The organism is Phaeobacter sp. BS52, from assembly GCF_045040595.1.
Taxonomy (GTDB): domain Bacteria; phylum Pseudomonadota; class Alphaproteobacteria; order Rhodobacterales; family Rhodobacteraceae; genus Phaeobacter; species Phaeobacter piscinae.
In genome coordinates this window covers 2,484,527-2,509,375 of record NZ_CP090662.1, presented here as the reverse complement: position 1 = coordinate 2,509,375, position 24,849 = coordinate 2,484,527, and the positions used below count along the sequence as shown (strand labels likewise).

The 24,849-nt window shown below is 61.7% G+C and carries 19 protein-coding genes and 6 pseudogenes; 15 read left to right on the top strand and 10 right to left on the bottom strand.

Annotated features, from left to right (window positions below; all coding sequences use genetic code 11):
• Nucleotides 1–103: 103 nt before the first annotated feature.
• The 6 genes and pseudogenes from L0Z65_RS12145 to L0Z65_RS12120 all read left to right on the top strand — a co-directional run bounded on the left by L0Z65_RS12145 (nucleotide 104) and on the right by L0Z65_RS12120 (nucleotide 5,643).
• A pseudogene (locus L0Z65_RS12145) lies at nucleotides 104–1,049 on the top strand (calcium/sodium antiporter).
• Between the two features lie 34 nt (nucleotides 1,050–1,083).
• Entirely contained in the window at nucleotides 1,084–1,860 is a 777-nt protein-coding gene (locus L0Z65_RS12140; RefSeq protein WP_102897760.1) for an SDR family oxidoreductase, read from the top strand.
• Nucleotides 1,861–2,174: 314 nt separating this feature from the next.
• Entirely contained in the window at nucleotides 2,175–4,064 is a 1,890-nt protein-coding gene (gene uvrC / locus L0Z65_RS12135; protein ID WP_405107918.1) for an excinuclease ABC subunit UvrC, read from the top strand.
• A gap of 196 nt (nucleotides 4,065–4,260) precedes the next feature.
• A complete protein-coding gene (gene pgsA, locus L0Z65_RS12130) occupies nucleotides 4,261–4,932 on the top strand; it encodes a CDP-diacylglycerol--glycerol-3-phosphate 3-phosphatidyltransferase (protein WP_096870447.1) in 672 nt (223 codons plus the stop codon).
• Complete coding sequence (gene moaD, locus L0Z65_RS12125; RefSeq protein WP_040171373.1) at nucleotides 4,932–5,177, top strand: molybdopterin converting factor subunit 1; 246 nt, start codon at nucleotides 4,932–4,934, stop codon at nucleotides 5,175–5,177. Before pgsA ends, moaD begins: the two co-directional genes overlap by 1 nt.
• A 3-nt stretch (nucleotides 5,178–5,180) precedes the next feature.
• Nucleotides 5,181–5,643: pseudogene (locus L0Z65_RS12120) on the top strand (molybdenum cofactor biosynthesis protein MoaE).
• Nucleotides 5,644–5,696: 53 nt separating this feature from the next.
• Here L0Z65_RS12120 and L0Z65_RS12115 read toward each other — a convergent pair.
• From L0Z65_RS12115 to ubiA, 3 genes and pseudogenes are all read right to left on the bottom strand, one after another.
• Complete coding sequence (locus tag L0Z65_RS12115; protein ID WP_040171367.1) at nucleotides 5,697–6,011, bottom strand: hypothetical protein; 315 nt, start codon at nucleotides 6,009–6,011, stop codon at nucleotides 5,697–5,699.
• Nucleotides 6,008–7,919 (bottom strand): annotated as a pseudogene (locus L0Z65_RS12110) (OmpA family protein). Before L0Z65_RS12110 ends, L0Z65_RS12115 begins: the two are co-directional and overlap by 4 nt.
• A 77-nt stretch (nucleotides 7,920–7,996) precedes the next feature.
• Nucleotides 7,997–8,959: a 4-hydroxybenzoate octaprenyltransferase gene (ubiA, locus tag L0Z65_RS12105; RefSeq protein WP_118069513.1), complete on the bottom strand. Its 963-nt coding sequence runs from the start codon at nucleotides 8,957–8,959 to the stop codon at nucleotides 7,997–7,999.
• Between the two features lie 11 nt (nucleotides 8,960–8,970).
• Here ubiA and L0Z65_RS12100 point away from each other — a divergent pair, with 11 nt between their 5' ends.
• The 5 genes and pseudogenes from L0Z65_RS12100 (at nucleotide 8,971) to L0Z65_RS12080 (ending at nucleotide 13,035) form a co-directional block, all read left to right on the top strand.
• Nucleotides 8,971–9,699, top strand: a complete 729-nt coding sequence (locus L0Z65_RS12100) for a 16S rRNA (uracil(1498)-N(3))-methyltransferase (RefSeq protein ID WP_102897755.1) — start codon at nucleotides 8,971–8,973, stop codon at nucleotides 9,697–9,699.
• Entirely contained in the window at nucleotides 9,696–10,604 is a 909-nt protein-coding gene (locus tag L0Z65_RS12095; RefSeq protein ID WP_405107912.1) for a GNAT family N-acetyltransferase, read from the top strand. The genes L0Z65_RS12100 and L0Z65_RS12095 overlap by 4 nt, the downstream gene beginning before the upstream one ends.
• Complete coding sequence (locus L0Z65_RS12090) at nucleotides 10,601–11,128, top strand: hypothetical protein (protein WP_405107909.1); 528 nt, start codon at nucleotides 10,601–10,603, stop codon at nucleotides 11,126–11,128. The genes L0Z65_RS12095 and L0Z65_RS12090 overlap by 4 nt, the downstream gene beginning before the upstream one ends.
• 64 nt (nucleotides 11,129–11,192) lie before the next feature.
• Nucleotides 11,193–12,564 (top strand): annotated as a pseudogene (locus tag L0Z65_RS12085) (glutamate--cysteine ligase).
• Nucleotides 12,565–12,779: 215 nt separating this feature from the next.
• Nucleotides 12,780–13,035: pseudogene (locus tag L0Z65_RS12080) on the top strand (hypothetical protein).
• Between the two features lie 98 nt (nucleotides 13,036–13,133).
• Here the strand turns inward: L0Z65_RS12080 and L0Z65_RS12075 are convergent.
• The 6 genes from L0Z65_RS12075 to L0Z65_RS12050 form a co-directional block, all read right to left on the bottom strand.
• Nucleotides 13,134–13,607: a YHS domain-containing (seleno)protein gene (locus L0Z65_RS12075; RefSeq protein ID WP_014873405.1), complete on the bottom strand. Its 474-nt coding sequence runs from the start codon at nucleotides 13,605–13,607 to the stop codon at nucleotides 13,134–13,136.
• Between the two features lie 279 nt (nucleotides 13,608–13,886).
• Complete coding sequence (plsY, locus tag L0Z65_RS12070; RefSeq protein ID WP_118069517.1) at nucleotides 13,887–14,492, bottom strand: glycerol-3-phosphate 1-O-acyltransferase PlsY; 606 nt, start codon at nucleotides 14,490–14,492, stop codon at nucleotides 13,887–13,889.
• Entirely contained in the window at nucleotides 14,492–15,802 is a 1,311-nt protein-coding gene (gene pyrC, locus L0Z65_RS12065) for a dihydroorotase (protein ID WP_405107905.1), read from the bottom strand. The genes plsY and pyrC overlap by 1 nt, the downstream gene beginning before the upstream one ends.
• Nucleotides 15,799–16,206, bottom strand: coding sequence for a hypothetical protein (locus L0Z65_RS12060; RefSeq protein ID WP_405107902.1), 408 nt, complete (start codon nucleotides 16,204–16,206; stop codon nucleotides 15,799–15,801). Before L0Z65_RS12060 ends, pyrC begins: the two co-directional genes overlap by 4 nt.
• Before the next feature lies 1 nt (nucleotide 16,207).
• Nucleotides 16,208–16,765 carry a hypothetical protein gene (locus L0Z65_RS12055; protein WP_405107899.1) on the bottom strand — a complete coding sequence of 186 codons (558 nt, stop codon included), beginning with the start codon at nucleotides 16,763–16,765 and terminating at the stop codon, nucleotides 16,208–16,210.
• Nucleotides 16,766–16,768: 3 nt separating this feature from the next.
• Nucleotides 16,769–17,764 carry an aspartate carbamoyltransferase catalytic subunit gene (locus tag L0Z65_RS12050; protein ID WP_405107896.1) on the bottom strand — a complete coding sequence of 332 codons (996 nt, stop codon included), beginning with the start codon at nucleotides 17,762–17,764 and terminating at the stop codon, nucleotides 16,769–16,771.
• Between the two features lie 107 nt (nucleotides 17,765–17,871).
• On the opposite strand from L0Z65_RS12050, the pseudogene L0Z65_RS12045 reads away from it, so the two are divergent.
• The 4 genes and pseudogenes from L0Z65_RS12045 (at nucleotide 17,872) to L0Z65_RS12030 (ending at nucleotide 24,279) form a co-directional block, all read left to right on the top strand.
• Nucleotides 17,872–18,635, top strand: a pseudogene (locus L0Z65_RS12045) (uracil-DNA glycosylase family protein).
• A gap of 75 nt (nucleotides 18,636–18,710) precedes the next feature.
• Nucleotides 18,711–19,253, top strand: a complete 543-nt coding sequence (gene moaB, locus L0Z65_RS12040) for a molybdenum cofactor biosynthesis protein B (RefSeq protein WP_405107893.1) — start codon at nucleotides 18,711–18,713, stop codon at nucleotides 19,251–19,253.
• A 137-nt stretch (nucleotides 19,254–19,390) separates the two neighbouring features.
• Nucleotides 19,391–20,881, top strand: a complete 1,491-nt coding sequence (locus L0Z65_RS12035) for an efflux RND transporter periplasmic adaptor subunit (RefSeq protein ID WP_405107891.1) — start codon at nucleotides 19,391–19,393, stop codon at nucleotides 20,879–20,881.
• Between the two features lie 5 nt (nucleotides 20,882–20,886).
• Nucleotides 20,887–24,279, top strand: coding sequence for an efflux RND transporter permease subunit (locus L0Z65_RS12030; RefSeq protein WP_405107888.1), 3,393 nt, complete (start codon nucleotides 20,887–20,889; stop codon nucleotides 24,277–24,279).
• 37 nt (nucleotides 24,280–24,316) lie between these two features.
• Here L0Z65_RS12030 and L0Z65_RS12025 read toward each other — a convergent pair whose 3' ends face one another.
• The gene (locus L0Z65_RS12025; protein ID WP_405107885.1) at nucleotides 24,317–24,826 is read right to left on the bottom strand and encodes an NUDIX hydrolase; all 510 of its coding nucleotides are present in this window, start codon (nucleotides 24,824–24,826) and stop codon (nucleotides 24,317–24,319) included.
• Nucleotides 24,827–24,849 lie beyond the last annotated feature (23 nt).

Here is a 24,849-nt window from a genome sequence, read left to right as displayed (position 1 = left end):
TGCCCGGCCAAAAACATCTGGCCTCGCGGCGCTGTGGCAGCTGCGGCCGCTTCAAGATCGGAAAAGGCCCCTGCGCCTGCAAAAAGAATGGAGGGCCTCGGCAATGATGCCATGGCTGTTGTCTGGACTTGGGCTTGTGATCCTGCTGCTCGCCGGGGACGCTTTGGTGCGCGGGGCTGTGAACCTCAGCCTGCGGTTGGGTGTGCTTAGCGTTGATCGTCAGTCTGACGATCGTGGCTTTTGGCACCTCGGCGCCGGAGCTGCTGATCGCCATCCGCGCCGTCGGGGAAAATGCTGACGGGATTGCGCTTGGCAATGTGGTCGGGTCAAACACGGCCAACATCCTGATGGTCCTGGGCATTCCCGCCCTGATGCGATCCTTGCACACCAGCGAGTGCGACACGCGCAAGAACTATGTGTTTATGCTGATCGCCTCGGTCCTGTTTATCGGACTGGCCTTCTGCGGGACTTTCACGGTCTGGTCCGGCCTGATCCTGCTAGCGGCTCTGTCTGTGGTTCTTGGTGTTGCCTTCCGCGAGGCCCGCGCCCATCGCCGCAATGGCAAGGACAGTGAGCTGGATGACATCGAGGAGGCCGATCCCGATATGCCTTACTGGCGCATCGGTATCTACCTTTTCCTGGGGCTGATCGGCCTGCCGCTGGGGGCTGATTTGCTGGTCGACAACGCGTCGATCATCGCCCGCACCTATGGGGTCACGGAAACTGTGATCGGCCTGACGCTGGTGGCGATTGGCACCTCTTTGCCGGAACTCGCGACCACCGTCATGGCCGCGTTGCGCCGTCAGGCGGATGTCGCGCTTGGCAATGTTATCGGCTCCAATATGTTCAATCTCCTGGCGATCGTCGGCATTGCGACCTTTGTTGGTCCGATCAGTGTTGACCCCTCTTTCCTGCGGGCGGATCTCTGGGTGATGCTGGCCTCGTCACTGCTGCTGGTGCCCTTTGTCTTCTTCAAAATGGACATCACCCGCACCTGGGGTGTGATTTTATCTGCCGTTTATGTGGTCTACCTGGTGCAGCTGTTCTAACTCATTGCCAACAGGCAGATGAGGAGAGAGCAAAATGCGGGCATTGGTAACCGGCGCGGGCAAGCGACTTGGCCGCGCGATGGCGTTGGAACTGGCGGCAAACGGCTATGACGTCGCTGTCCACTACGCGAGCTCAGCTGATGCGGCAGAAACCACAGCGGCAGATATTCGCGCGATGGGCCGCGTTGCTGTTCCCCTGCAGGCCGACCTGCTGGAGGAGGCGGCGACTGAGGCTCTGCTGCCTGCCGCTGCGGAGGCTCTGGGAGGGCCGATCACCTGTCTTGTGAACAACGCCTCCATATTTGAGCACGACAGTCTGGAGACGGCGACCCGCAACAGCTGGGACCGCCATATGGACAGCAATTTGCGTGCGCCCTTTATCCTGACGCAGCAGCTGGCCGCGCAGGATCTGCCGCAACAGGTTGATGAGCAGGGGCGGGCGCTGGCTTCTGCCTCCGTCATCAATCTTATTGATCAGCGCGTGCGCAAACTGACACCGGATTTCATGACCTATACGCTGGCGAAATCCGCGCTGTGGACGCTGACCCGCACCAGTGCGCAGGCGCTTGCGCCCCGCATCCGTGTCAATGGTATCGGCCCGGGGCCCACGCTGAGAGGTCCGCGGCAGAGCGAAAGTCAATTCGCCCGCCAATGTGCCAACACCCCGCTGCAGCGCGGTGCCGATCCGGCTGATATCAGAGCGGCGCTGAGCTATCTTTTGCGCGCGCCATCGGTCACCGGGCAGCTGATTTGCATCGATAGCGGTCAGCATCTCAGCTGGGAAACACCGGACGTTGTGGGGCTGGAATAACCCGCTTTGCGGAGCGGTTCAAAAGTGGTAGCGCCGAAGTTGTGCACGTAGCGTCAACCCGTCGTAAATCCGTTACAAAAATCCTTTTGAAATCATAAACTTGTCCGCAATATGAAAACTTTTGTTGTGATATCAATAACCTACATAAGTGCCTATTTTTTAGGCAGACGCTGGAAATCAGCCAAAAATAAGGAAAAATCGCGGATAGCCATAAGATATTACCAGACTTATCCACAGCATCAGTGGATTTGTTCCATGTTGATCCTGATGCGCTAACATTGCAGACCACCTGCGGGAATCATAGATCTCGAAACATGACAGACCATCAGCCCGAAACCTCGCCCGAAACGGCATGCCCGACCCTCCGGACGGGGTACGCCGTTATACAGGATTATCTGAAGACCCTGGACAGCTCTCCGGGCGTCTACAGGATGCTGGATAGCGAGAGCCGTGTCCTCTACGTCGGTAAGGCGCGCAATCTGCGGGCGCGGGTGTCGAACTATTCCCGTCCGGGCCATTCGCCCCGGATTGAGCGGATGATTGCGGCAACCGCATCGATGATGTTCCTGACCACCCGCACGGAGACTGAGGCGCTGCTGCTGGAGCAGAACCTGATCAAGCAGCTCAAGCCAAAATACAACGTGCTGCTGCGCGACGACAAAAGTTTCCCCAATATTCTGGTCGCAAAGGATCATGCGTTTCCGCAGATCAAGAAACACCGCGGCACCCGGCGCGAGAAGGGCAGCTATTTTGGCCCCTTCGCGAGTGCAGGCGCGGTGAACCGAACGCTCAACCAGTTGCAGAAGGCCTTCCTGCTGCGCAATTGTACCAATGCGATGTTCGAAAGCCGCACGCGTCCCTGCCTGCAATACCAGATCAAGCGCTGCACCGCACCCTGTACCGGTGAAATCTCGGCCGAGGACTATGCGGCCTCCGTGCGGGATGCCGAGCGGTTTCTGTCCGGGCGCTCCACCAAGATCCAGGAAGAGCTGGCCGAGCAGATGGCCGCCGCCTCCGAGGCGATGGAGTTTGAGCGCGCCGCCGCCCTGCGCGACCGGATCAAGGCGCTGACTCAGGTGCAAACCTCGCAGGGCATCAACCCCCGTGGTGTGGCGGAGGCGGATGTGATCGGTCTGCATCTCGACAGCGGACAGGCCTGCGTGCAGGTGTTTTTCATTCGGGCCAATCAGAACTGGGGCAACCAGGATTTCTATCCCCGTATCAACGGTGATGTTTCCCCGGCGGAGGTGATGGAGGCCTTCATCGGCCAGTTCTACGACAACAAGGAACCGCCCCGGCAGCTGATCCTGTCTGATGAGATTGAAAACGGCGACCTGATGGAGCAGGCACTCAGCGACAAGGCCGGGCGCCGGGTCGAAATTCTGGTGCCGCAACGCGGGGAGAAAACAGAGCTGGTGGCGGGTGCCGTCCGCAACGCCCGCGAATCCCTGGCCCGCCGCATGGCCGAAAGCGCAACACAGGCGAAACTGCTGCGCGGTGTGGCCGAGGCCTTTGGACTGGAAGGGCCGCCGCAGCGGATCGAGGTCTACGACAACTCGCATATTCAGGGCAGCCATGCGGTGGGTGGCATGATCGTTGCGGGCCCGGAGGGGTTCATGAAAAACGCCTATCGCAAGTTCAACATCAAGGGGGATGACCTCACGCCCGGTGATGATTTCGGCATGATGAAAGAAGTGCTCAACCGCCGCTTCTCGCGCCTGCTGAAGGAGGATCCCGACCGCGAGAAGGGACTCTGGCCGGATCTTCTGCTGATCGACGGTGGTGCCGGGCAAGTCAGCGCGGTGGCAGAGATCATGGCAGAGCATGGTGTGCAGGACATCCCTATGATTGGTGTCGCTAAAGGTGTCGATCGGGACCACGGCAAGGAGGAGTTTCACCGCTTGGGTGAGCCCGCCTTTGCGCTCCAGCGCAATGATCCGGTGCTTTATTTTGTGCAGCGGATGCGGGATGAGGCGCACCGTTTTGCAATTGGCACCCACCGCGCCAAACGGGCGAAAGCTATGGGCGCCACGCCGCTGGATGAGGTGCCGGGCGTCGGTGCGGCCCGCAAACGTGCCCTGTTGGCGCATTTTGGCAGCGCCAAGGCGGTCAGCCGGGCCAACCTGTCGGACCTGAAGGCGGTAGAGGGGGTCTCGGCGGCGCTTGCGCAGCGGATCTATGATTTCTTCCACGCGCAGGGGTAAGTGTTTAACACCAGTGTCAGCTTGCCAGGCAGCGATCTGGTGTCGGGCGCGGCGCACTCCGTGGGTGGCAGAAGGTATGGCAGCGACAAGGTCCTGACTTGATGGTCAAAAAACAGTCGCGAAGATGTGGCCATTCGCGTCCGAAAATTCATCTGTACCGCTTTCCACCCGTGAAACTGCGGGCTAGTGTGCAGCCATGAAATGGACCGTGCCCAATATCCTCACCCTGATGCGCCTGGTGGCAGCACCGGGGCTCGCGATTATGTTCCTCTATTTTTCGCGCCCCTATGCGGATTGGTTTGCGCTGATCCTCTTTGTCAGCGCGGCGATCACCGACTGGTTTGACGGCTACCTCGCCCGGTCCTGGGGGCAGGAGACGAAGATGGGGGCGATGCTTGATCCCATCGCTGACAAGGCGATGGTTGTGATCGCATTGATGATCCTCGTTGGATACGCCGCCGAACACTGGACGCCCTGGCTGGTGCTGCCCGCCACGGTGATCCTGTTTCGTGAGGTGTTTGTCTCCGGTCTGCGCGAATTTCTCGGCGATACGGCTGGCACGCTCAAGGTGACGGCGCTGGCAAAATGGAAGACCACCGCGCAGATGATCGCCATCGCCACGCTGTTTTCCCAAGGGATTTTCGAACACTATCTGGTGATGTCTTCCTTTGGCATGGATCAGGCGCTTGTCGATCAGATTATGCTGGGGGAGGTTAGCGATGAATTTGGCCTGCGCTGGAAATACGAGGGTATGATCTGGACCAGCTGGTTGGGCCTGTTGCTGCTGTGGGTCGCGGCGGCGCTGACGCTGATCACTGGCGCCGACTACATGCGCAAGGCGCTGCCACATCTGAAGGAGACACGCTGATGGATGTTCTCTACTTCGCCTGGGTGCGCGAGCGTATCGGACTGCCCAAGGAGCGTGTGGACAGCACGGCCGCAAATGTGCGCGATCTGGTGGCCGAACTCAGCGCCCGCGATCCGCGCTATGCGGCCGCCTTCGCCGATCTGTCGGCGCTACGTGTGGCGCTGGATCAGGATCTCTCTGATTTTGATGCCTCGCTTGATGGCGTGCGAGAGGTGGCGTTTTTCCCACCTATGACCGGAGGCTGAGCGATGCGGATCGCAGTGCAGACGGACGCCTTTGATCTGGGGGAGGAAAGCCAGCGCTTTGCGTCGGATGTTGCGACCTTTGGCACCAATGCCGAGCGCTCTTGTAACCTTCACCGGCGTGGTGCGGGGGGCCGACAACGGCGACATGGTGGCGATGGAGATTGAGCATTACCCCGGCATGACCGAGCGCGCGATAGAGGCGATCACGCAGGAGGCACAACAGCGCTGGTCCCTTGCGGATGCGCTGGTCATTCATCGCCATGGGCGGTTGGTTCCGGGTGAGCAGATCATGATGGTCGCCACCGCGGCACGCCATCGCGCCGATGCATTTGAGGCGGCGGAATATCTGATGGATTACCTCAAATCCCGCGCCCCCTTCTGGAAGAAAGAGCTGACACAGGACGGCACCGGCAACTGGGTCGAGGCCAAGGACAGCGACGAAGAGGCGCTGACCCGCTGGGACTGACCTCACTGCGGCTTTGACCCGCTGGGAAGACTGTGTAATCCCCGCAGAGCGCCTTAGGCGTGGAGCTGTCCGCGCAGCTCTTCGGCTTCGCGGCGCGCATCCCGCAGACCGTCCATCGCCGCCCGCAACTCTGCCTCGGTCTGGGCCAGCTGATTGGACAGCTCGGCCTCACGCTGTTGCAGATAGGTGATCGCCTGATCGCGGGTTTCTTCTGCTTCGTGCAATTCCTGGCTCATCCGGTCCAGATCGGCCACGTCGCTCTGCTTCACGCGGGTAAAGCGATGCACCAGCCAATTGGCAAACCACCCCATCGCAAAGGCGACAAACAGGATAATGGCAGTGGTGATGATGAACTCTGTCCTGTTCATTGTCCGGATGTCTCCTGTTCACTGTCGGTAGGGGTCTCTGAGGTGCCTTCAGGGGCGGTGGCGGCCTCATCAAGCGTGGTTTCTCTGGCGGCCTCATTGGCCGGGCGGATCAGGCGGAATTCGATCCGACGATTGGCTTCACGGCCATCTTCGGTGTCATTGCTCGCAATCGGGGTGCTTTCGCCATACCCCTTGGCGGTGAAGCTGCTGGTGACCAGACGACGGCCCCGCAGCTCATTCAGAACCGATTGTGCCCGTGCTTGGCTGAGGTTCTGGTTCATTTCTTCGCGCCCCTGACTGTCGGTATGACCCTGGATTTCCAGCCGCACCCCGTCACAGCGCGCCAGGATGTCGGCGATCTGATCCAATGTGTCCCGGCTGTCGGCGGCCACGGTCGCCGACCCCGGTTCAAAGGTGATTTTTGAGACTGTCTGCACCGCAGCCAGCTCCGCCTCACACAGTTCCGGCGACATCGGTTTATCCGCAGGTTCCGGCGGCTCCTCATAGGTTACGTTCAGCTCATAGCTCTCTGCCTCACCCAGTTTGGCGGACAACAGCTTGGCGATCTCAGAGGGCGCATCTTCGCGGTGGCTCATTCCGTTCAGGCTCAGGCTGTCCGGGGTCACCGACACCGCGCCGCGCTGAAGATGGGACAGCGCCTCAAGCCCGGCCAGCACCCGCACCGGCCAATCGGCAGGCAGATCCTCAACCACCCGCGTGGCACTATAGACATTCTGTGAACCGAACCGCGCCTTGGCATAGCTGCTGCTGATCTGGCGCAGCGCCTCATTCGAAATCCGCCCCCGCAGCTGCACTTGGCCTTCCGGGCTCAGGGTTGCGGTAAACTCAGGCGGACCGGTGCCTTCATTGGTTTCCGGCTCGGGCAAGACCGCATGCAGGGCAAAAACCTGGGGCAGCGCGCTCTCCAGCTCGCCGACCACATGATCAAACAGTGCCGGTGCGGTCCCCTCCGCTGCAACCAGCGTCATATCGGCATTGGCCAGCGTCACCGACCCCGCGCCCAGTTCTGCCAAGGATGCAATCCCCAGCTCTGCGGCGCGGGCCCAATTGGGCGAGGGCACGCCCATACCAATTACGCAATCAGCCTTGCCGTCAAACCCGGCCTTGGTCGCCGCCCGCAAAATGCGGTCGCGGCTCAGCTCGCTTTCGGCAGAGCAGGCATCAAAACGGCCGCCGGTGTCATCGAGACTGTAGCGCAGCGTAAACGGGGTGATGACCGGGCGCGGCGCCGCAATATCCAGCGACAGGCGCAGCCCGGCTCAGCGCCATGCGGGTCAGGCGTTTCTCGATCTGTTCCTTGGCTTCGGCGCTGTCGGAAATGGCTGTGATGGATACTTCCTCTGCCTCGACCGAGATCTTTGACCGGGGCAGCAGGCTCAGCGCATCCAATGCGTAGTCCATTGCGGGCATCCAGCCCTTGGGAGCGGTGTAATTTGCGGTTTCCAGCAGATCCGCAACCTGATCCGCACCGGCGATTGTATTCAGCCGGGTGATCACTGTTTCGCGGTCGGTTACGCGCGGGATCAGCCCGATGATTGAAATGCCGCTGTCGTTGCGCAGAATTTCGGCTGAAAACCGGGGCGGGGCAATGCCTTCTGAGGGGGTGATTTGCATCTCGTCGATCACCCGCGCCGCGTCGACCACGCCGCCGACCAGTGATATCACGCCAAACCGTGTGGCCTCATCGGGTGCAGTGCCATTCAGGATCACGCGCAGCCCGTCAGCGGTGACCTCGGCCCAGGTATGACCGGCTTTGTCCAGCGCACGGCGTACGGCGGTTTCGCTGCCTGCTTCGATGCCCGTCACCGCAAAACCGGCCACCACCAGGCTCAGCGCGGCAGCGGCGACAAAGGTCAGGCCAGAGATCAAAAGCGAGGACAGGCGCATGGGCAGGCTGGTCTCCGTTGGGGCGTCCGTCTGAGACGGCTTTTGCCTGTCTTACAGGGGCTGCGCGACGGGTTCAATCATGCGAACAGAGCTGCGGCAAAGAAGATCAGCGGAATCAAGCCCGTATCCCGGTTGAGGCGAAACAACTGCAACAAACGATCAGTGTTCTCTGCATCGAACACCCGCAGTTGCCAGGTCATATGCCAGCCCATCGCCCAAGGCGCGACCAGCGCCAGCATCAGCGCCAGAACCGATCCCTGCGGCTGCACAGCCAAAATGATGGCGATCGCCATCAGGCTGACAGTGGCGACAATGAACCGGCGCAGCCACATGGGCGTCTGCGTGCCAAACAGCCGTGCCGTCGATTTGACCCCGATCAGTGCGTCATCCTCAGTATCCTGATGGGCATAGATGGTGTCGTAGAACAGCGTCCAGGCAATTCCCGCCAGATACAGGATAACGGCTGGCCAGTTCAGCGTGCCGGTATGGGCAACCCAGGCCAGCATTGCGCCCCAGTTGAAGGCCAGCCCCAGAAACACCTGTGGCCACCAGGTGAACCGCTTGGCAAAGGGATAGATCGCCACCGGGAACAAGGCCAGAATGCCCATCGCGATCGCGGCCTGATTGAAACTCAGCAGAATACCGAGCGAGATCAGCGCCTGCAGCCCCATCCAGACAACAGCCCCGGTGACCGTGACCTGACCCGATGGAATGGGTCGTGACCGGGTGCGTTCCACCTGCCCGTCAAAATTGCGGTCGGTGATATCGTTCCAGGTGCAGCCCGCGCCGCGCATCAGCCAGGCTCCGGCGGCGCAGGCGACAAAAATCCACAGATCCCCCCAGCGTGGGCTTTGATCCCACAGGATCGCCAGCATCAGCCCCCACCAGCAAGGGATCAGCAGCAGCCAGGTGCCGATGGGTCGATCGGCGCGGCTGAGGCGCAGATAGGGGCGGCTCCATTCAGGGGCGTAGCGATCGACCCAATTGCCTTTGACCGCATCTGCGACCTGTCCATCTGGTGTTGGCGTCCCGCCTTGCATATGTATGCCTCATGAGTGCAAAGATCAGACTGTATGTAGAGCACCCGCTGGGGGCAGGGCAATCGGTTCCTCTGGACCGGGATCAGGCGCATTACCTGTTTGGGGTGATGCGGCAGGCGGTGGGGGCACAGCTGCTGCTGTTCAACGGGCGCGACGGTGAGTGGCGCGTGGAGGTGGCCGAGGCCAGCAAGCGTAGTGGCGTTCTTATCTGCCAGGAGCAGACCCGCCCGCTGGCGTTGCCGCCGGATCTGTGGCTGCTGTTTGCCCCGATCAAAAAGGCCCGTACCGATTTCATTGTGGAAAAGGCCGCCGAAATGGGGGCGGCGCGGATTCTGCCGGTCCAGACCGAGTTCACAAATTCCGACCGCATTCGCCAGGACCGCCTTCAGGCCCACGCGGTTGAAGCCGCCGAACAATGTGGTGGCACCTATGTGCCAGAGGTTGCCGATCTGCAAAAACTCTCCCGTGTGCTGGACCACTGGCCCGAAGAGCGCCAGCTGATGTTTTGCGACGAAGCCGAGGTCGGCAGCGCCTTGGCATTGGCCAGCGAAACAGCGGCACAGGCGCCATGGGCCATCGTGATTGGACCCGAGGGCGGGTTTTCTGAAGCCGAACGCAAGCGTCTGCACGCGCTGCCGCAGTCCCATGTCGTGAGCCTCGGCCCGCGCATCCTGCGCGCTGATACCGCTGCGGTCGCGGCACTAACCGTTTGGCAGCAACGCTATGGAGATTGGGGATGAGCTGGCGTCCGGCACTGGACGGCGACCTCGCTGCGATCCATGATCTGCTGCGTTGCAACGTCGCCAGCTCCATGTTTCTACTGATCAATCTGCGCGACCACGGCCTGCACGGGGCCGAGGCCAAGGCCATGCGCCTGTGGGTGCGCGGCAGTGGCAATGGCGGCGTCGCGGGTCTGACCAACGATGGCACCCTGTTGCTGCAGGCGGCGGAGGCCAGCGCCACGGACTGGCACGAATTGCAACAGCTGGTCGAGCAGCGACTGGCAGAGACCTCATCGCACCCCCAGGTCGGCGTCTTGGGGGAAACGACTCAAGCGCGGCGCTACCTTGCGGCCACCGGGCTCGACCAGCACCCCAAACGGCTTGATCGTGATGAACCGGGGCTGGCGCTATCGCTGACGGATCTGGATCTGCGCAGCCTAGACCGACCGCAACTAACGGGCGCGACGCTACACCCGTTGTCGGCTGCGCCCCGTCCGATGTTGGTGCAGTGGCGGGCGGCTTATCATCAGGAAATTCTCGGCACCCCCGCGACCGAGGCCGTGGCCGTCGCATCACAGGATATCGACAGTTACCTGCTGCGCGACAGTCACCGGGTGCTGAACATCGCAGACCGCTGGGTTGCGATGACAGGATTTAACGCGCAGCTGCCAGAGGTGGTGCAGATCGGCGGGGTCTACACACCGCCGGAACAACGCGGCCACGGCTACGCCCGCTGCGCGCTGGCACTACACCTCAAGGAGGCCCATGCGGCAGGGGTGGAACAGGCCGTGCTTTTTGCAGCGGGAGAGGCCGCCGTGCGGGCCTATCGGGCCATCGGATTTCAACTCATTGGCGGCTATTCGCTGGTCCTTTTTGATCACGTACCGCAGCCTGCGATGGCGGGGGGAGGGTCTGTCTCATGACCTTCATTCGACCAGAAGCCCGCGCGGCGCTCTGGCGCTGGCGCGAGATGATTGCGGCGACGGCTCTTGGTGCGCTTGGCTTGTTCTGGGCGCTTGGCAGCTACGGATTTCAGGCGCTGCTGGGCTGGGCGCTGCTGGGGCTGGGCGTTGTCATCGCGGTTATCGGCATGCAGCGCAGGCGGTTTCGCCTCGGCGGCGGCGGCCCCGGTGTGGTTCAGGTGGACGAAGGGCAGATCGCCTATTTCGGCCCCCTCACCGGTGGTGCTGTCGCGCTCTCCGAACTGGAGCGCCTGACACTGGATCACGCCGCCAAACCACCCCATTGGCTGCTGGACCAACCGGGGCAGTCCGCCTTGGCGATCCCGGTCAATGCAACCAACACCGATGCGCTCTTTGATGCCTTCGCGACCTTGCCGGGGTTGCGTATGGAGCGGATGCTGGCAGAATTGCACAGATCCGGCGGTCACCAGGTCGTGATCTGGGAGCGCGCGCCAACACGACCAACCGTGCACAGGCTGCATTGACACTGCCGGAAATACCGACCACGACTTGCAGCGCAAGACGGATCAACCTTACGGAGAGCCCCAGATGTCTATCCCTCAATCCGGCGGTGGGCCGATCGAACGGCACGAACAATTGGCGGAATATCTTGCCTCTGGCTGCAAGCCCCGTGACCAATGGCGTATCGGCACCGAGCATGAGAAATTTGGCTATTGCAAGGACTCGCTGAAGCCGCTGCCGTTTGAGGGGACGCGCTCTATCGTGGCCGTTCTTGAGGGCTTGCGCGACCGCCACGGCTGGTCCGAGGTACGCGAAGGTGGCCATCTGATCGGTCTGGAGAAAGACGGCGCCAATGTCTCGCTTGAACCCGGTGGCGCGCTGGAACTCTCCGGGGCCCCATTGGAGACGATCCATGAGACCTGCGACGAGGTGAACACCCACCTGCGCGAGGTGAAGGATATCGCGGATGAAATCGGCGTCGGTTTCATCGGTCTGGGGGCCGCTCCGATCTGGTCCCACGAAGAAATGCCATTGATGCCCAAGGGCCGCTATAAGCTGATGGATGCCTATATGGGCAAGGTCGGCACTATGGGCCGCACCATGATGCGCCGGACTTGCACCGTTCAGGTGAACCTCGACTTCGGGTCCGAGGCGGACATGGTGCAGAAAATGCGTGTGGCCATCGCGCTGCAACCCGTCGCAACCGCTCTCTTTGCCAATTCGCCCTTCCTTGAGGGCAAGCCGAACAACCACAAATCCTGGCGCTCGCGCGTTTGGCGCGATCTGGATGCGGACCGGACCGGCATGGTGCCTTTCGTATTTGACGAGGGGTTCGGGTTCGAACGCTGGGTCGAATATGCGCTCGATGTGCCAATGTATTTCGTCTACCGCGACGGTGAGTATATCGACGCGCTTGGCATGTCGTTCCGCGATTTCCTGAAGGGGGAGCTGCCCGCACTGCCGGGGCAAACCCCCACTCTGAGCGACTGGGCTGATCATCTCACCACCGCCTTCCCCGAAGCGCGGATCAAGAAATACATGGAAATGCGCGGTGCCGATGGCGGGCCTTGGCGCCGCCTCTGTGCGCTGCTTGGCTTTCTGGGTGGGGATGATGTACGATCAATCCAGCCTTGATGCCGCTTGGGATCTGGCAAAGGGCTGGGATGCCGAGACCCGCGAGGCCCTGCGTGTGGCCGCATCGGAACAGGGGCTGCAGGCACAGGTCGGCAACATCAAAATGCATGATCTGGCCCGCGAAGTTGTGGCGATCTCCGAGGCCGGCCTCAAATCCCGCGCGCGCGCCGGGGCGGGGGGGCTGGTCCCGGATGAAACCCACTTCCTGAATGCGCTGAAGGACAGTATCGAAACCGGCAAAGTCCCCGCGGATGAGCTGCTGGATCGCTACCGTGGCGACTGGAATGGCGATCTGAGCCGCATCTACTCTGAATACAGCTACTGAGCCCCATAAGGGATCAGGCTGAGATCACGGAAAGGGCGCTGGCAGGCGCCCTTTTTTCTGCCTGGGCGGCGGGCGGTTGTGCGACTGGTGCTGTGGATGTTGGCGGAAGATTCCTCTGGCGCTATCCGCTTGATTTTCCCCCTAATTGAGAGCTTGTTCTCTGAATTTTGCCCCCCTAAAAGAGCGCGCAATCTATGGCTCTGAAAGGTATTGATATGGGCAATTTCTTCATTTCGGCATTTGAGAAACTGGTTGGTGTCGTCGTGGTGCTGCTGCTGCTCGCAGTTGTCGGCGGCGCGGTTCTGGCAACCATGCAGCCGGGCAGCGGCGGTATCCTTGCAGCACTCGGTGTGCTGGTTGTGGGCACTCTTTATGTGATCCTGATCGCTCAGCTCGCTCTACCTCGCGCTGGGGATTTACAACAACACCAAGCGCACGGCTGAAGCGGTCGAACGGCTGGCCTCGAAGTAATACCCCGTGCGGAGGGAATGTCCCCTCTGAGACGTGGACCAGAATGGGCGGCAGGATATCCTGCCGCCCATCTGCAGTTTGGATCTGCCGTTACAGGCTTACTGCAGCAGCTCCGCCGGTTCGGCGTCAGCGATCTCATCCCAGTTCACATCGGCTTTTTCGATGAAGCCGGGAATGTCTGTGCTCCAACGTTCCTGAATGTCCTTCGACAGGTTCAGGTAGAGAACATCATCCACGATTTTCCACTGGTGCGGATCACCGTCGAACTTGAAGCCCATTGCCGCACCAAAGGCGCAGTAGCCGCCATACGCCGGGATGTAGGCGTCCGGGGTGGCCTCAAACAGGGCTTTGTTCTCTTCAGTGGCGAACCAATATGTGGCGTCATCGTGGGTGGCGGTCACCTTGTAGGAGCCTTTGGTCGCTTCACCGGCGTTGAAATAGGCGACAGGGTCATACCCCTGCATGGCCAGACCGGTAGAGGAGGCGTTGACATCGACGCCAGCGGCCAGTGCGGAGGTTGCCAGAGTAACAGAGAGGGCGATCCCGCCCAGAAGGGATTTTACGGTGTTCATCGGTATGAACCTTTCGATGTAGCGGGTACCTCGGCACCCTGAGTTGGAATGATCAAAGCGTTACGTCATCAAAATTCAGGTCTTCAAAATTGGACCGTTTTGGTCACGACACCGATATGAGGACTCCCTCGATCACGTTCAAAACAACTCCTTTTGTATGTGCGTTGATGCACAAACTCTCTGCACAGGCGCGGTGGCACATTCCTGTGAGCACGAAAAAGCCCTCGTCCATGGCGGAAGAGGGCTTCTTTGTAAAACAAAGGTTTAGCAGGTGATGGGTTACTTTTGCCCGATCTTTGGCTCGGTCCCGAGACGCAGCCGCGCGATGTTTTCCTTGTGTCGCCACAGGATGATCACCGCCAGTAGGGCTGCCAGACCGGTCGTCATTGGTGCACCCAGAAGCAGGCACCACAGCGGTGCCGCCACTGCAGACACCAAAGCCCCCATCGAGGAGATCTTGCTCAGATAGGCGGCAGCCAGCCAAGTCAGGCAGCAGGCGATCCCCACGGGCCAGGCCAGCGCCAGCATCAGACCAAGGAAGGTGGCAACGCCTTTGCCGCCCTGAAACTTCAGCCAGATCGGGAAGCAATGGCCGAGAAAAGCCGTCAGACCGGCCAGCTGTGCGGCATCTTCACCGACCAGCGCGCGGGCCAGCAGCACCGCGACGGCCCCCTTGCCGCCATCCAGCAGCAGGGTCAGCGCAGCGGCTTTTTTTGAGCCGGTGCGCAGCACATTGGTGGTGCCGATATTGCCCGATCCGATAGTGCGCAGATTGCCCAACCCCATGATCCGGGTCAGCAGCAGGCCAAAGGGAATAGACCCCAGTGCATAGCCAATCACGGCCCATAGCAGCAGGACAGGGGCGGCAGTTTCAATAGGCGGCATCAATCTCTCCGGTAGACCGGTTCACCGGCCACATAGGTTGCCAGCACCCTACCTTGCATCCGCTGCCCGTCAAAGGGGGTGTTCTGTGATTTCGAGTGTAGCGCAAAACGGTCCATCACAAAGGGCTGGTCCGCATCAAACAGCACCAGATCAGCAGGAGCCCCTTGGGACAGACGGCCACAGTCCAGTCCCAGACGTTTGGCCGGGTTCAGTGCCATCGCGCGAAACAGTGTCGGCAGGTCCAGCTGCTCCGCATGATAAAGCCGCAGGGCGGCAGGCAGCAGTGTCTCCAACGCCACGGCACCGGCAGCGGCCTCTTCAAAGGGCAAGCGCTTGCTTTCCTCGTCCTGCGGGGTGTGCATGGAGGAGATCGTGTCAATCAGCCCCTCGCGCAGCGCCTCGATCAGCGCCAGACGGTCTTCTTCGGAGCGCAGCGGTGGTTTCACCTTAAAGAAAGTTCGGTAGTCCGCCACGTCCAGTTCGTTCAGCGTCAGATGATGGATCGACGTGCCTGCGGTGATATCCAGACCGTTTGCCTTCGCCCGCTGCAGGGCGGGCAGGGCGCGGGCGGTGGTGATCTGGTCGGCGTGGTATCTGGCGCCGGTCATCTCCAAAAGGGCGATATCGCGATCCAGTCCCATCCGCTCTGCCATTGGCGTGACGGCGGGCAGCCCACGCAGGGTGGCGAATTTACCCGAGGTTGCCGCAGCCCCTTTGCTCAATCCCGGTTCTTGCGGATGCGCGATGACCAGCGCGCCGCAGCTGCGCGCATAAGACAGCGCGCGGGAAAAGACCTTAGTGTCGGCGACCACATGATCGCAATCGGAGAAGGCCACCGCGCCCGCATCCATGAGAAAGCCTATCTCGGTCATCTCCCGGCCTGCGCGGCCCTTGGTCAGGGCGGCCATGGGCAGAACATTCACCGGCGCATCTGCCTGCGCGCGCCGGGTCACGAACTCCAGCGTTTCCGGGCTGTCGATGGATGGGGTTGTGTCTGGGCGCGTCACCATGGTGGTGACCCCGCCCGCTGCCGCTGCGAGGCCTGCGGATTTATAACTTTCCTTATGGCGCTCACCCGGCTCGCAGACCTTCACGCCGATATCGACAATGCCGGGGGCCAGACATTTGCCGCCGCAATCAATAAGGGTCACATCCTCTGCCCCAATGTTTCGCGCGCGAAACAATTGGTCAGGGTCTGTGCCGTTCTTATCGACTGCCGCGATGCGTCCGTTCCGCACCAGAACCGCACCCACACTGTCGGTTCCGGCTTCTGGGTCGATCAGGTGGGCGTTGGTAAACAGAAGGGTCATACGCGGGATCTCTCGGACAGGGTGGACAGGGCGTTTTGCAGCGTTGCAATTGTAGCGGCGGCGTCGGGCTGGTATTTGATCAGGTGCTTGTGCCCCTCATGGGTGACGATCTGGACCGTGCTGCCTAGGCGGTTCAGCTCGGCGACATCCGCGAGCGGAATGGTCTGTTGATCGGGCCCTTTGATAACCTTGCCCCCAAGCGACCAGACGCGGGTCATCTCATCGGACAGGAGGTAACCGCCGCGCAGGCCAATGGCGGCCAGCCCGCCGATGGCACCGGTCCAGACGTGGGGGTTTCCCATCACCCAAAGAATGCCCATGGCGCCCAGCATGGCAATCACGGCGAGCCAGGCGTGGCTGCGCCAGTAGGCCATACGATCAGGGGTGAAGACGGTTTCGGACATCTCAGGTCGCCAGCATCAGCACAACAAGCAGGATCAGCACCATCACGATTACAAAGATCGTTGCCCCGATGCGCCGTGCGCGAGAGCGGGCCTCCCGTGGGGAGGGGCGTGATGCGGAATAGGGTTTGGCGCTTTCCGGTGCGTCGTCAGGATTGCTGGGAACGCTGGCCCAATCCGCCCCCACCTCACTATAGTCGCCAATGTGTCGAATTTGACTGGCCGGGGTGAGGCGCGTTGCCTCGCCGCGCAACGCGCGCGACCGCAGCAGCAGCACATAGCCTTCGATCGCGGCGAGTTTCTGCGCGTCGGAGGCCAGTTGCTCTTTTGGGATCCCGCAGCCATCGCGCAGATAGCCGACAAGCCCTAGGTCCTCCAGATCGCTTACCGGGAAAATCTCCACGTGATCCAGATCTATCTCATCAATGCCCAAAACCTGCGCCAGCGCACCGGGTTCACGCAGGAACCGTGCCTGTTCGGGCCGCATATCGAGGCCGAAAACATGGATCATCCGCTGCTCACCTGCGGCGATGATCAGGGGCTGTGCCACCGGGCCAACCATGGATCAGGCCACGCCCGGTTGCGACGCCGCACGCTCGCGGCTGGCGCGCAGGTTACGGGCCAAAAGATCCATCGCCGCCATCCGCACGGCGACACCCATTTCGACCTGTTCCTGAATGACAGAGCGGTTGATGTCATCGGCAAGCGTGCCGTCAATTTCAACGCCCCGGTTCATCGGGCCGGGGTGCATGACGATGGCGTCGGGTTTGGCCAGCGCAAGTTTCTCCGCATCAAGCCCGTAGCGATGGTAGTATTCGCGTTCCGACGGGATGAAACCGCCGTCCATACGCTCCTTCTGGAGGCGCAGCATCATGACCACATCCACGTCTTTCAGGCCTTCACGCATGTCATCGTAAATCTCGGCGCCAAAGTCGGCAAAATGGCTGGGCACCAGTGTTGGCGGGCCAATCAGACGAATGCGGTTTTCCATCTTGCCCAGCAGGATCAGGTTCGAGCGCGCCACCCGGGAATGGGCCACATCACCACAGATCGCAATGTTCAGCCGGTGCAGACGGCCCTTTGCGCGGCGGATGGTCAGGGCATCGAGCAGCGCTTGGGTGGGGTGTTCATGCCGTCCGTCGCCGGCATTCAGCACGGCGCAGTTTACCTTCTGCGCCAGAAGGTCCACGGCGCCAGAATGCGGATGGCGCACCACCAGAAGATCGGGATGCATGGCATTCAGCGTCATCGCCGTATCAATCAGGGTCTCACCCTTTTTGATCGAGGAGGCCTGCATCGCCATGTTCATCACATCCGCGCCCAGCCGCTTACCCGCGATTTCAAAGCTGGCTTGGGTGCGGGTGGAGTTCTCAAAGAACATATTGACCTGGGTCAGCCCTGACAGCGCATTGGCGTGTTTGTCGGGACGGCGGTTCAGATCGGCATAGCTGTCCGCGAGATCAAGGATCGCGGTGATTTCATGCGGTCTCAGCGGTTCGATGCCCAAGAGATGCCGTTGAGAAAAGGCCATCGGATCAGGTGACGAGGTGGCTGTGGGCATGGGCAGGCTCCGCGATGTTTGGCGCTCTTATAGCAGGGCTGTGACCTGCGGCAAGCGGCGCGCACGGCGGGTATTTTGATCCGCCTCTAGGCAGGGTAGCTTGGGGCATGGAATCGGCATTGGATTATCACAGCGCCCATGCGCTCTTGGCGTGGCAGATCGAACTGGGGGCGACCGATGCGATCGGGGACGCGCCGGTCAATCGCTATGAATTGCAGGCGCGGTTGCCCAAACCCGGCGCAGCCGCGGCTGAGGCGGCACCGGCGAAACCTCGGGAGATTGATCCGGTTGAGGTGGCCCGACAGATGGCGGGAACCGCCGGGTCGCTGGAGGGTCTTTATGAGGCGCTGGCCCAGTTTGAGCATTGCGAGCTGAAAAAAGGTGCGCGCAATCTTGTGTTTGCAGATGGCCAGCCTGGTGCCCGCGTTATGGTGGTGGGCGAGGCGCCTGGCCGCGATGAGGATATCGCGGGCAAACCGTTTGTGGGCCGGGCCGGGCAGCTTCTGGACCGGATGCTGGCGGCCATCGGTCTGTCGCGCAAGGACAGCGTCTATATCGCCAATGTTCTGCCCTGGCGGCCGCCGCAGAACCGCGATCCCCTGCTTAAGCAGAAATCGCCATGATGACCCCGTTTCTGGAGCGTCATATTGCGCTGGCAAAGCCGGATATCCTGATCGCCATGGGCAACATCAGCTGTGATGCGCTGCTCGGCAAACGCGGAATCACCCGGATGCGTGGCACGTGGCAGGAGGCGCAGGGCAAGCCGGTGATGCCAATGTTCCATCCGGCTTATCTGTTGCGACAGCCCGCGCAGAAACGGGCCGCCTGGGCGGATCTGCTGGAGATCAAGGCGCGGCTGACGGCAGGTTGAAACCTGATCAGGCCAAGCGATCTTCGGACATCATTCTTAAAGACTGTGACAACATAAGCGATAGGGGCCAGAACCATGGCGCAACTCGACAACAGCAAGGATTTTATTCCGGTCCGCATTGCAGTGCTGACCGTATCGGACAGCCGGTCACTGGCGGAAGATCGCTCCGGTCAGGTGCTGGTTGATCGGCTGGACGCTGCGGGGTACGTGCTGGCAGACCGCAAGATCCTGCCGGACGAACGGGAAGAGATTGCAGGCCAACTGCGGGACTGGATCGCCAACCCGGAGATAGATGTTGTGATCTCAACCGGAGGCACCGGTCTGACCGGGCGCGATGTCACGGTGGAAGCGCACCGCGATGTCTACGAGAAGGAAATCGACGCGTTTGGAACGGTCTTCACCATCGTGTCGATGCAGAAAATCGGCACCTCGGCTGTGCAGTCACGGGCCACAGGCGGGGTCGCGGGGGGCACTTACCTCTTTGCGCTGCCGGGAAGTCCGGGGGCCTGTAAGGACGCCTGGGATGAAATCCTTGTGAAGCAGCTCGACTACCGGCACCGGCCCTGCAACTTCGTGGAAATCATGCCACGGCTTGACGAACATTTGCGTCGCAAGTGAGACGGAATTGATCCGCGACTGCGTGTAACCTCGTATAGCTTTGTGCAAACTGGTATTCTTTGGGCCTGACGAGGCCCGTTCATGGGTACTGCGGCAGTTGTCTGTGCCGGTTCGTTTGGCCGATTGAGGGATAGAGAATGCGCTTTTTGCGGCAAACGGTGATTGGGGTTTTCCTGGCGGCGCTGACAGCGGCGCTGCTGCTGTTGGCGGTGCAGATGGTGCTGTCCGCGATCCAGACCCGTATGGGGGAGGAGCGCCGTGCGCCGCCGCCCCGCGAACGGGTGTTTGCCGTGAATGTGGTACGGGCCGAGTTGGGCGCAGTGCAGCCTGTGCTGACCGCCTTTGGCCGGATCGAGAGCCGTCGCAGGCTGGAACTGCGCACGGCAGCGGCTGGTCGGGTGGTTGAGCTGGCGCCCGGGTTCGAGGATGGCGGCGACGTCACGGCGGGCACCCTGCTGGTGCAGATCGATCCGGCTGATGCGCGCGCGGCCCTGCAACGGGCAGAAGCGGACATGAGGGATGCCGAGGCGGAAACCCGCGAGGCCCGGCGCGGATTGGCGCTGGCGCAGGATGAGCTGTCGGCATCCGAGGATCAGGCAGCGCTGCGGGCCCGTGCGTTGGACCGGCAACAAAATCTGGAAACCCGCGGTGTTGGGTCTGCTGCAACAGTGGAAGTGGCGGAGCTGGCTGCTGCACAGGCCCGGCAGGCGGTGATCTCGCGTCGGCAGGCGCTGTCCCTGGCGGAGGCGCGCATTGATCAGGCGGCAACCCGGCTGGCGCGGGCGCAGATCGCGCTGGATGAGGCACGGCGCAATCTTGACGATACGACCATCAGCGCCGCCTTTGACGGTACTTTGCAGTCGGTCAATCTGGTTGAGGGGCGGCTGGTCTCGGCCAATGAAAAGCTTGCGGATCTGGTGGACCCGGCGCAGCTGGATGTGGCGTTCCGGGTTTCGACCGTGCAATACGCCCGGCTGCTGGACGCGGCGGGGCAGCTGCTCTCGGCGCCGGTGGCGGTTACGCTTGACGCAACCGGTGCAGCGCTGACGGCATCCGGCGTGGTGGTGCGCGACAGTGGCGATGCAGGCGAGGGATTGGCCGGTCGACTGATCTACGCCCGGCTGAACCCGGCGCCCGGTTTCAAGCCCGGTGATTTTGTCACGGTTGAGGTTGAGGAACCGGTGGTGAGCGAGGTGGCCCGACTGCCTGCCTCGACGCTGGGTTCGGACGGCACCGTGCTGGTGCTGGGAGAGGAGGGCCGGTTGCAGGCGCTGGAGGTGACATTGGTGCGCAGACAAGGGGACGATGTGCTGCTGCGTGGCGCCGGGCTGGAGGGTCGCGAGGTTGTCACCGGGCGCACGCCCCTACTGGGCGCAGGTATCAAGGTGCGACCCCTGCGGCAGGGCGCTGAGGTTACCGGCGCCAATGCTGACACCCCGCGCGACACCGCAGCGGCAGAGGCTGAATTGATTGAACTGTCGGAAGATCGCCGGGCCAGGCTGGTTGCCATGGTTGAAGGCAATAGCGGGATGCCGGAGGCGGTGCGGGCGCGGATGCTGGAACAGCTGGCCGCCGCAAAGGTCCCCGCGCGGCTGATCAACCGCATTGAAACCCGGATGGGGGGATAGGGGTCATGCTGCGGAACCTCCCCCGTTCGGCTGGCGGCGTTCTGAGCTATTTTACCCGTCACCGGACCTTGTCGAACCTGCTTCTGGTGCTGCTGCTGGTGCTGGGCGCGGCGGCGATTCCCAATATGCGGGCGCAGTTCTTTCCTGATGTGATCGTCGACCGGGTGTCGGTCTCCGTCGAATGGGAAGGGGCCGGGCCTGAGGACATCGACAGCGCCATTGTGCAGGCGCTGGAACCCGCGCTGCTGGCCGTTGACGGGGTCGAAAGCTCCAGTGCCACATCGCGCGAGGGGCGCGCCAGCATCTCCTTGGACTTTGAGCCGGGCTGGGACATGGCGCGCGCAGCGGATGATGTCCAGAGTGCTGTAGACGGGATCACCACACTGCCGGAGGAGGCCGAAGACCCGAGCGTGCGCCGCGGGGCGTGGCGTGATCGGGTCACAGATGTGGTGATCACCGGGCCAATTGCACCGCGCCAGTTGGGATTGTTTGCGGATGAGCTGGTTGTGCGCCTGTTTGAGGTGGGTGTCACCCGTACCACGATCCGGGGCATTGCGGCCCCGCAGACCATGGTCGAAGTGCCCTCTGCCAGCTTGATCGCCCATGATATTGCGATGGCTGATATTGCGGCGGCGATTGCAGCGGAGGTTGACGCCAATCCGGCGGGTGACGTGAGTGGCGCCAATGCGCGCATCCGCACTGGCAGTGAAAAACGCACGCCAGAGGAGCTGGCCGGTATCGTGTTGCGGACAAATCCGGATGGATCGGCCCTGACGGTTGGTGACGTCGCCACGATCCGGGTGGAGGGCGTGGATCGCAATCGCTCCTACTTCGTGGGGGAGAATCCCGCGATGTCGATCCGGGTGGACCGGTCGGATCAGGGCGACGCCATCGAAATTCAGCATCAGGTCGAAGATGTGGTGGAGGCCTTGCAGGCCAGCCTGCCGGATGGCGTCAGTGCGGATCTGATCCGCACTCGCGCGGAAGCGATCACCGGGCGTCTGGATATTCTGGTCGATAACGGGCTGATGGGGCTGGGTCTGGTGCTGGCGCTGCTGTTCCTGTTTCTCAATGCACGCATCGCCTTCTGGGTGGCAGCGGGCATTCCGGCGGCAATGTTTGCCGCTATTGCCCTGATGTATATGGCCGGGCTGACCATCAATATGATCAGCCTGTTTGGCCTGATCATCACCCTTGGCATTGTGGTGGATGATGCAATTGTGGTGGGGGAACATGCCGATTTCAGGGCGCGGCGTCTGGGCGAACACCCGGTTGCTGCGGCAGAGAACGCCGCGCGCCGCATGGCGATGCCGGTCTTCGCGGCCACATTGACCACGGTGATTGCGTTTTTCGGGCTGGTGTCGATTGGCGGACGGTTTGGCGAGTTGATCCGCGACATTCCTTTGACAGTGATTGCGGTGCTTCTGGGATCTTTGATCGAGTGTTTCCTGATTCTGCCCAACCATCTGGCCCATGCGCTGGCACATAGTGCCAAGGAGCATTGGTATGACCTGCCCAGCCGTGTGGTAAATCGGGGGTTCCGCCGCCTGCGTGACACGCTATTCCGCCCTTTGATGGCGCTGGTGGTTCGCTCCCGTTACGTGGTGCTGGCTGGTGCTGCGGTGATCCTGGCGAGCCAGCTGGCGCTGTTCATTAGTGGTGACGTCAAATGGCGGTTCTTCAACGCGCCGGAGCGTGGATCGGTCACCGGCAATTTTGCCATGGCCGAGGGGGCAACCCGGGCAGATACGCTGGCGATGATGCGGGAAATGCAGCGCGCGGTTGAGGCGCTGGGGCGTGACTATGAGGCCCGGCATGGCCGCAACCCGGTTGATTTTGTCATGGCGGAGATTGGCGGCAACGCCGGGCGTGGTCTGGCCGGGGTGGACGCCAAGGACGGCGATCTTCTTGGCGGGATTTCGATTGAGCTGATTGATGCTGATCTGCGGCCTTATTCCAGCTTTGCCTTTGTGGCGGAGCTGCAGGACACTGTGCGCCGCCACCCGCTGGCGGAGACGGTATCGTTCAGAGGCTGGCGGTCGGGTCCCGGCGGTGATGCGCTGGATGTGCAATTCAGCGGCGCTGCTGTCGAGGTGTTGAAGGCTGCATCAGAGGATCTGAAAACCGCCGTTCTGCGCTACCCGGAGGTGTCAGCAGTTGAGGATAATCTTGCCTATGACAAGGAAGAGCTGGTGCTCGAACTGACCCCGCAGGGGCGGGCGCTGGAGTTCACAGTGGAGACGCTGGGGCGGGCCTTGCGGGCCCGGTTGAACGGCATAGAGGCGGCGACCTATCCAGACGGGCCGCGCAGTGCCGCGATCCGGGTTGAACTGCCGGAGGGCGAGCTGACCGCTGATTTTCTGGAGCGTACGCTGATGCGCAGCCCGGCGGGTGTCTATCTGCCCCTGGCCGATATCGTGTCGGTGACCCAGCGCACCGGATTTTCCACCGTTCGGCGTGAAAATGGTGTCCGTGTGATCAGCGTCACCGGGGATATCTCAGAGGATGATCCGACACGGGCACAGGCCATTGCCACAGCGCTGCAAGACGAGATCCTGCCGAAGGTCGCCAGTGAGCGACAGGTGGATTGGCAATTGGCGGGGCTGAGCGAGCAGGAAAACGAATTTCTGAATGACGCCAGAACCGGATTGATCCTGTGTTTGACGGGGATTTATCTGGTGTTGGCTTGGATTTTCGCCAGCTGGACGCGGCCCTTAGTGGTTATGGCTATCATTCCCTTTGGCCTCGTCGGGACAATCTGGGGGCACTACCTGTGGGAGGTGCCGCTGTCGATGTTCACCGTTGTTGGCCTGTTGGGGATGACAGGGATCATCATCAATGACTCGATCGTATTGGTGACAACCATTGACGAATACGCAGAAGAGCGCGGGCTGATCCCCTCGATCATTGACGGGGCTGCGGATCGGTTGCGGCCGGTGATGCTGACCACGCTGACAACCGTTCTGGGGCTGGCCCCGTTGATGTATGAAGGCTCGCAACAAGCACAGTTCCTCAAACCCACAGTGATCACGCTGGTTTATGGCCTTGGGTTCGGCATGTTTCTGGTGCTGCTGGTTGTGCCCGCATTGGTGGCAGTGCAGGCGGATGTGGCGCGTCCCTTTGCAGCGCTGCGGCGGGGAATGTCATCGCGGGCTGGTGACCTGCGTTGGCTGACGCTAGGGCTGGGAGCGGCACAGATCCTGTGGCTGGCGGTGACTGTTGGCTATGCAATGGCGGTGGGGGCGCTGCATCCGGTGCTGAGAGCGGTCGCGCCCGGGCTGGTGGATATGGATCCGCTGCGCGCTGCCCTGCTGCTGTTTGTGACCGGCGCGGCGCTGTTGAGTGCAATTGCTTACGTCAGCGCGCGGGTCTTGGGCGGGCGTCGCGCAAGGATCTGACGATCGGCGGCCACCGGTTCGTCCTGCGAAATTGAGGTCACGCGCCCGTTGTGCGATGCTGCCGTTCCTGGGCGAGGGCGGCGACCTCTGCCACCTGATCGATCAGCATACGGTCAGGGGTAGCGCCAAAACGGCTGGTCAGATCGGCGACCGGCACCCATTGCGCCTGCAGGGCATCATCGTCCGGGGTTGGTTGACCTGAGATGTAATCGCAGAGCACAGCAACCAAGAGATACTGTCGTTGGACCTTCCCGGCCTCATCGCGCAGCATCACATCGACATGGGTCAGCACCTCGCGCGGGGTTGCGATGACGCTGGTTTCTTCAAACAATTCACGGGCGGCAGCCTGCATCGCGGTTTCGCCCAGTTCGACATGACCGCCGGGGAAGCCCCACCAGCCTGCATTCGGGGGCGATCTGCGCTGGATGAGGATGACCTGATCGCCGCCCTGATTTGCATGGCAGACCACGGCAAGGGCGCCAAGGATCGGGCGTCGTGGCTGATTTGGAACGCCGGAGCTATCGGGGATGGCTGCATCGTTGGGCATGGCTGGATCCGATCCGGCTGATA